5 protein-coding genes and 1 pseudogene are annotated in these 7886 nt (G+C 65.7%); 1 reads left to right on the plus strand and 5 read right to left on the minus strand.

Going from position 1 to position 7886, the window contains the following annotated elements:
• Nucleotides 1-60: 60 nt before the first annotated feature.
• The 5 genes and pseudogenes from H8A92_RS26410 to H8A92_RS26430 all read right to left on the minus strand — a co-directional run bounded on the left by H8A92_RS26410 (nt 61) and on the right by H8A92_RS26430 (nt 6027).
• A complete protein-coding gene (locus tag H8A92_RS26410) occupies nt 61-840 on the minus strand; it encodes an SDR family NAD(P)-dependent oxidoreductase (protein WP_229198470.1) in 780 nt (259 codons plus the stop codon).
• 226 nt (nt 841-1066) lie between these two features.
• A complete protein-coding gene (locus tag H8A92_RS26415) occupies nt 1067-1570 on the minus strand; it encodes a tellurite resistance TerB family protein (protein WP_229187986.1) in 504 nt (167 codons plus the stop codon).
• Nucleotides 1571-1688: 118 nt separating this feature from the next.
• Nucleotides 1689-3098, minus strand: coding sequence for an adenylate/guanylate cyclase domain-containing protein (locus H8A92_RS26420; protein WP_229198471.1), 1410 nt, complete (start codon nt 3096-3098; stop codon nt 1689-1691).
• Between the two features lie 100 nt (nt 3099-3198).
• Nucleotides 3199-4583: pseudogene (locus H8A92_RS26425) on the minus strand (cytochrome P450).
• 82 nt (nt 4584-4665) lie between these two features.
• Nucleotides 4666-6027 (minus strand): hydrolase, encoded by a 1362-nt coding sequence (locus tag H8A92_RS26430; protein ID WP_229198472.1) that lies wholly within the window; start codon nt 6025-6027, stop codon nt 4666-4668.
• A gap of 162 nt (nt 6028-6189) precedes the next feature.
• Between H8A92_RS26430 and H8A92_RS26435 the strand changes: the two genes are divergently transcribed.
• Nucleotides 6190-7869 carry an MFS transporter gene (locus H8A92_RS26435; protein WP_229198473.1) on the plus strand — a complete coding sequence of 560 codons (1680 nt, stop codon included), beginning with the start codon at nt 6190-6192 and terminating at the stop codon, nt 7867-7869.
• Nucleotides 7870-7886 lie beyond the last annotated feature (17 nt).

Here is a 7886-nt window from a genome sequence, read left to right on the forward strand (position 1 = left end):
CGAAGCAAATAGCGGGCCAGAGACAGCCTTGACGACGACGCAGGGGTTGCTCTGGAGAAACTAGCGCTTGCGGAGCTGAAAGCCGCCGACCGCGGTCAGGATGAAGGAGCGCGGAAACAGCCGGAGCAGGAACGGCACCAGCTTGATGAAGGCGCCGGGCAGCACCGCGCGCTTGTTGGCCATCAGGCCGCGATAGGCCTGGCGGGCGACCTCATCAGGCGCGACGTTGAGGATGGCCGAATCGAACCCGGGAGCAAAGCCGGCACGATCCTGGAACTCGGACGGCACCGGACCAGGGCAAACCACGGTGACACGCACACCCTTCGGCGCCAGCTCGCAGCGCAACGCCTCGGTGAACGAGAGCACATAGGCCTTGCTGGCGTAGTAGACGGCCATGCCGGGGCCGGGCAGGAATCCTGCGATCGAACCGAGGTTGAGGATGCCGCCGCGGTTGCGAATCAGCTGATCGGCAAAGCGCAGCGTCAAATCGGTCATCGCACGGATGTTGACGTTGATAATGTTGAGCTGTTCGGCACGGTCGCGCTCGATGGCGAGGCCGAACAGGCCGAAACCGGCATTGTTGACGAGATATTCGACCTCGACCCCGGCCGTGGTCAGGGCCTCGGCGATCCTGTCGCCCGCATCGGTCTGCTGGAGATCACAGGGAATCACAATCGGCGCCGCGCCGCCCTTGGCCGCGAGCTCGTCGGCGAGCGCCGTCAGGCGATCGACCCGTCGCGCCACCAGCGCCACGCGGTGACCATTCGATGCAAACACGCGCGCCAGTTCGGTGCCTATGCCCGCCGATGCCCCGGTTATCAGCGTCACACGCTCGGTCACGTTTCAAACTCTTACTGCAAATTCTAGTGAGGTCCCCAACGGGGCGACGAGAGCATAGGCATGCGGTGGGACGCAAGCCGCGTATGGGCTTGTGGACAGTCGCGGACCGCCGAATCGGCGATGAAACGCCAGATTTTCAGACGGATCGCCCACAATCGCGATGGACATTAAAATTTCGTTATCCGTGACGCCGGCGACGGTGCTCAGGCTTGCCCAGGTGACCGTGTCAGATTGCCGCGTCTGCGGTGCCCCACGGGCCCTTCGGCAGCTCCGCCTGCTTCTCGGCGACCCGGTGCTTGAGGTCGATGCGGTCGCGCGAGGAGATGCCGAGCAGATCGGCGGCCCGCCAGACCACGTTATCCTCGAACTCGCTGACCTGGCCGTCGGCATAGACCAGCTCCCACATCATCTCGACGATGCGCAGCCGTCCCTCCTCATTCACCGAGCGCATGATCACGCTGGTAAAGTGATAGAGATCCACCGCCTCGCCCTCGACGCGCATGGCGGAAGCGATCAGCCTGTCGGCGGTGCCGGGATCGAGCTGGAAACGGCTCTCGATCAGGCTGTGCAGCTTCCGCGTCTCGGCAGGCGTCGGCTCACCGTCCAGCGAGACCACATGCACCAATAGCGCGGTCGCCGCGAGGCGATAGTCGCCGTCATCGAAAGCGCGGTCGGCCTGGGCATCGGGGGAGACGATATCGGCAATGAATTGGCGGAGTCCGTCGAGCATCGCTCTCTCTGTCGGATGAAGCTGAAATGTATATGGCGTGGAAACAGAACCGACGCAATCCGCGCATGTTCCCGCTGCGACATTACGTTTCGGCAAGGATTACGTTTCAGAAATATGACTACGGTATCTCGTACACCACGAGCTTGTCGGCAATGCCGCGCAACGCCGCTTCCTTCTGGATCGGCTTGATCGCCGCGCGGTCGAGGATTCCTGCGACTGCAGCGGATTCCATCACCGGCTGGGTCAAATGGATTTCCTGGGACGTCGACAGGCTCTGCACCCTGGCTGCGATATTCACGGTCTGGCCGAAATAATCCTGCCGTTCGTTCAGCGTCACCGCGAGGCACGGCCCTTCATGGATGCCGATCTTGACGACCAGATCTTCCTTGCCGCGCTCGGTGTTGAGCTGCTTCATCGCCGCCCGCATGCGCAATCCAGCCGACAATGCGTGCTCGGGTCGGATGAAGGTCGCCATCACGGCGTCGCCGATCGTCTTCACCACGGCACCGCGCTCGGAGGCGATGATCTCGAGCAGCGCATGAAAATGCGCACGCACCAGATCGAATGCGGCGAGATCGCCGACCCGCTCATAGAGTGCGGTCGAACCCTTCAGATCGGTGAACAGGAAGGTCAGCGCGGTGATCTTCAGCCGCTGGTCAACGGTGAGGTTGTCGGCCCGGAACACATCGCGGAAGGTCTGGTTCGACAGCATCCGCTTCGCGGTCAGGATCGGCTTGCGCTTGCCGAGCAGCTTGTGCAGCGGATCGCCTGCGATCCACACCGAAGGCAGCACCCGAACGTCGGCGTGATTCTCCAGCGAGAGCCGCAGCGGCCCCGGCCGCATCGTCGAGGTGCCGGTCGGTGCATGCGACTTGTTGAACGCGATCGAGAACTGCTGGCGCTCGGTGGTCGGCTCGCCCTCGACGGCAAAGAAATGCGCCGAATGCGTCACCGGCTCGAACACGATGATGAACTGGTTGGGCAGATTGAGCGACAGGATCGCCTTCTCGCCGGCCGGCAATTCGAGCCCCTCCAGCGTCACCTCGTTGATCAGGGTCGACACCGAGCTCTCGTCGAACTCGATCCCCGAACTCCAGAACATCTGGCGGAAGTATTCCCAGATCGGCAGCGTGTTCGGATCGTGCGCGGCGATGTGGCGGACGCGCGGACTGACGGTGAAGGCAACCTCGACCTGCTCGTCGACGGAGGCCTCGTAGCCGGCCGCGCACAGCGCGCAATTGTAGTCGTCATGGCGCAGCGACTTCAGCGTGGTGTGGGCATCGAGCACACCGCCGCAACCCGGACACAGCACGTTCCAGCTCATGTCGAACAGGCCGAGCCGGGAGGCATGCAGGAAGCCGGAGATCACCTTCTCCTGGTCGAGCCCGGTTCGGTCCGCGAACTCCAGAGCGTTGATGCGATTGAGCTCGCGATCATGACCATCGGCGATCAGCTGCTGCAAGGCATCGGCGACGGCCGGATCGGCCGTCTGCCTGAGGACTGCGAAATGGGCCTGCGTATCGCTCATGGTGAGCCCCTGGAGCATGAACCGGAAAAGTGGAGACCGGTTTTCCGAAAAGATCGTGCTCAAAGCAAAGAGATGAGCATCGGAACACCGCCGTGCAAGATCAGCGCGGCTTGATCGTGAAGACGGGCGAGCGGTTCGGCTGTGTCGTCACGACGCCGATCGGAAGCACCGGATCCTTGTCCGCCAGCGCGACGCGGAACGCGCCGATGATCTTCGCAAGCGCGAGCGTCGCCTCGACCAGCGCGAAATGCGCGCCGATGCAGACTCGCGCGCCGACACCGAACGGCAGATAGGCGAACCGATCAGGCGGCGTTCCCGTCATGAAGCGCGCCGGCACGAACGCATTCGGATCGCGCCACAGCCTTTCATGCCGGTGCAGCAGCCACGGCGCGATCAGGACTACGTCACCCCTCCTGACCGGACGGCCGGCGATGGTGTCGGGCCCTGCCGCCGCACGCGCAATCAAAAACGCCGGCGGATAAAGCCGCATGGTTTCGTCGACTACCGCACGGGTGAATTTAAGTCGCTCGATGTCGAGCGTGCCATTCGCTGCCACGCCTCTGACTTCTGCTGCCAACTGCTCCTGGGTATCGGGATCGAGCGCCAGCAGATAGAGCGCCCAGAACAGGGCGGTCGCGGTCGTCTCATGGCCGGCCAGGATCATGGTGGCGACCTGGTCGCCGAGCTGCGCGTCGGTGAACGCCTGGCCGGTTTCGGGATCGCGCGCCGCGCCCATCAGGTCGAACAGGTCACGAGCCGGCGCATTGTCATCCTTGCCGGCGGCGCGGCGCTCGGCCATCAGCTGGCCGACAAACGCGGTCCAGCGCTTGCGGAAGCGGGCGCGCCGGAAATCCTGCGGCGTCGGCCAGTTCAACGGCAGCAGCAGATCCAGCATGTGCGGCCGCGCCAGGGTGTCGCCATACTCCATCACGAAGTCGCGCAACGCCGCACCATGGCGGTCCATGCCGAACGAGAACATGGTGCGGCCGGCGATCTCCAGCGTCATCCGCTGCATCACCTCGCGCAGATCGACCGGGCCGCCGCTCGCTGCCTTCAGCTTGACGATGGTCTCGTCGACCGCCGCGATCATGTATGGCTCGAGCGTCGTCACGCGCGCGGGGTGAACGCCGGCGCCAGCGTGCGGCGCTGATGCTTCCACGCGCGGCCTTCGGCGATCAGCAGTCCCTCGCCCAGCATCGGACGCAGCACGCGGATGCCGGCCGGCGTGCGGGTGTAGTTCTCGTAATTGTCGACCAGCACGTGGCGGATCGCGTCCGGCGTGTTGAGAATGAAGCTCGAGTGGTTGAGAAAGCGGCCCTGAACGATGTCGTCCTCATAGGCCCGCTGGCCCCAGGTCTCGATCGGCGAGTTGCGCATCACCCGCATCCGCTGGAACGCGCCCATGTCGGCGGGCGCGCGCGGCGGAGCCGGCGGGACCAGGGGCCGCCGCGTGACCGTGATGTCGTAGACTTCGGCTATGCTCATGGTCCTCGCTTCCTGCCACGCAACGGCTGATCCGGCCATGCGATCCCGGCGCCATGAAGGCGCGCGGACCCCTTCACCAGACCTAATAAGTCAGCTCGGCAACCGCAATCCGGTTCTCCGATGCCGGCCAGGCCCGCATCACAATGCGCTCTCCGTTGAAGATCGCGGCCACCGGACGGCCGACATCGGCTGCGGCGAGCCGCAACGTCGTCACCGCATCGGTCGGCACCCCGGATTTGACATCGGCCGGCTCCTTGCCGTCGAACAGCACGATGTCGCGCGGCAGCCCGAAATAGCCGCGCGGCCGCGACATCAGCACGATGGCACCCGCGCCGGAATCGGCTGGCGAGAGTGGCCGCGCCGCGCGCAGATGCACGATCTCGGAGGAGCGCGGGAACGGCGAGCGATAGATATGCGTCGTCACCGCGTCAGGCGAAGTCAGCACGAATTCGAGCGGCCAGGACGGATCGACCTGCGCCGGACCCCAGTGGCCATCGGCGCCGGCCTGCGAGCTGTGCAGCGGGCCGCCGATGCGCTCGCCAGTCTCCGCCGACACACGATAAATGTCGACCGTGGCACCCGGCACCGGCCGGTTGGTCGGCGCGCCGCTGGGCGTGCCCGTGACGACGCCGCTCAGCCTCACCGCCGTTTCCGGCACGATCTCGATCCGCGACGGCTCATGCCCGGCGATGAATTTGTAGATCTCGCGAAAGGCGCGCGGATGATACGCGGTCTCGCGATGATCGACCGCGCCGAGCACCAGATTGGTCGCGCCTTTCAGCGCCGGGCCTTCGGTCGTGACGTTGGTCGGCGTGCCCGGCTTGCCCACGAAGCGGCCGTCGGCCTGGGCATATTTATCGAAGCCGTCGCTGCGCAAGGTCAGGAATGCGGTGCCGGCAGTCACTTCGCTGTCGCCGTCGTTCAACCCGCGCAGGAACGGACCGCGCCCGTTGAACTCGTTGCCGAGCCCGTCGTCCCATGCGTAGACACCGTGATTGGGCGTGCCGCACAGCACCGCGTGACTGATGTCGCCGCCGCCGCCATTCTTGATGAAGTTGCGGATCGCGTTGCCGCCGCGGGAATTCCCGACCAGCGCGATGCGCGCGGCGCCACTCTTCTGCTTCAGCTCCCGGATCGCCTCGGCGAGCTCGCGGCGCTGGTCCTCGGTCGAGGAGCGGCCCGCCTGCTCGACCTTGTCGTCCGTGCGCGCCAGCGGATCGATGAAATTGATCGCCGCCATGCGCTCGCGCGGCACGCCGTTGGCTTCCATCCGCCAGAGCGTCGTCATCCAGAGGGCGGCGTGATCGCCATTGCCGTGCACGAACAGGATCGGAGGGATGTCGCCGACGGGCGCCGGCTGGGCCAGAGCCGGGACGGAAAGACGGCCCGCCAGCAGCGACAAGGCGCCGGCCCCTTGCAAAAATCTCCGCCGCGACAGCGCCATCGGTCCCCTTCCCCAACCCTTCCTCAGGTCTTTCAGTGCTTTAGCTGTGTCCTACACCCGCTAAGAATACCGTAATCGCTGGACAGGACACGCGTTTGCCGGGCATCAGTTGATGCAGCCGGAATCATTCGACAATTCATAGCAGGCCAACCGGAACCGGATATGACCGAACCGCGGAAGCGTCCCGACAGTATCACTGCACCGCTGCGGCATTCAATCTTCCGGCGAATCTGGCTCGCCAGCCTGCTCTCCAATCTCGGCATCCTGATCCAGGGCGTCGGCGCCGCCTGGGCGATGACCCAGATGGCCTCGGAGGCCGACAAGGTCGCGCTGGTGCAGACCGCGCTGATGCTGCCGGTGATGCTGATCTCGATGCCCGCCGGCGCCATCGCCGACATGCATGACCGCCGCATCGTCGCGCTGGTGTCGCTTATGATCGCGCTCTCCGGCGCCACCACGCTGACGGTGCTGGCCTGGCTCAACCTGGTGACGCCGAACATCCTGCTCGCGCTGTGCTTCGTGGTCGGCAGCGGCATGGCGCTGTTCGGCCCGGCCTGGCAATCCTCGGTCAGCGAGCAGGTGCCCACGGAGACGCTGCCCGCCGCGGTCGCGCTGAACGGCATCAGCTACAACATCGCGCGCAGCTTCGGTCCGGCGATCGGCGGCATCGTGGTCGCCTCCGCAGGCGCCGTGGCGGCGTTCGCCGCCAATGCCGTGCTGTATCTGCCGCTGCTCGTGGTGCTGTTCCTGTGGAATCGCGTCAGCGAGCCGTCGCGGCTGCCGCGCGAGCGGCTGAACCGCGCCATCGTCTCCGGCGTGCGCTACATCACCAATTCACCGTCGATCAGGATCGTGCTGACCCGCACCCTGGTGACCGGGATCATCGGCGGCTCGGTCTCGGCACTGATGCCGCTGGTGGCGCGCGATCTCCTGCATGGCGGCGCGCAGACCTACGGCATCATGCTCGGCGCCTTCGGCATGGGCGCGGTGATCGGCGCGCTCAACATCAGCGAGATCCGCAGCCGGCTCAGCGGCGAGGCCGCGATCCGCGTCTGTGCGTTGACCATGGGGGCTGCGATCGCCGCGGTTGCCGTCAGCAAGCAGCCGGTGATCACAGCCGCCGCGCTGGTCGTTGCCGGCGCGGTGTGGATGCTGGCGATCGCGCTGTTCAATATCGGCGTGCAACTCTCGGCGCCGCGCTGGGTGGCGGGCCGTTCGCTTGCGGCATTTCAGGCCTCGATCGCCGGCGGCATTGCGATCGGAAGCTGGTGCTGGGGCCGCATCACGGATATGGGCGGCGTCGAGATGGCGCTGTTGATCTCCGCCGGACTGATGCTGCTGTCGCCGGTGCTCGGCATCTGGCTCAGGATGCCGCCGATCGGCGCGCGCAACGAGGACGCCACCGACGCACTGGCCGATCCCGAGGTGCGGCTGCAACTGACCGGGCGCAGCGGGCCGTTGGTGGTCGAGATCGAATACCGGGTGGCGCAGGACAAGGCGCGTGCCTTCCACAATGTGATGCAGGACGTGCAGCTCAGCCGCCAGCGCAACGGCGCCTATGGCTGGTCGATCGCGCGCGACATCGCAGATCCCGAATTGTGGACCGAGCGCTATCATTGCCCGACCTGGCTGGATTTCCTGCGCCAGCGCAACCGTGCCACCCAGATCGAGCGCGAACTGCATCAGAAGGCGGCCGACTTCCACATCGGCGCCGAGCCGATCCGGGTGCGCCGGATGCTGGAGCGTCCGTTCGGTTCGGTGCGCTGGAAGGACGAGACCCCGGACCGCGCCGCCAAGGAGGTGATCCCGGTGGTCGCGACCGCGGCAGGCAGCAGCACGTAATCTAGAGCGTGATGAGA

The sequence above is a fragment of the Bradyrhizobium acaciae genome (genome assembly GCF_020889785.1).
Lineage (GTDB): Bacteria > Pseudomonadota > Alphaproteobacteria > Rhizobiales > Xanthobacteraceae > Bradyrhizobium > Bradyrhizobium acaciae.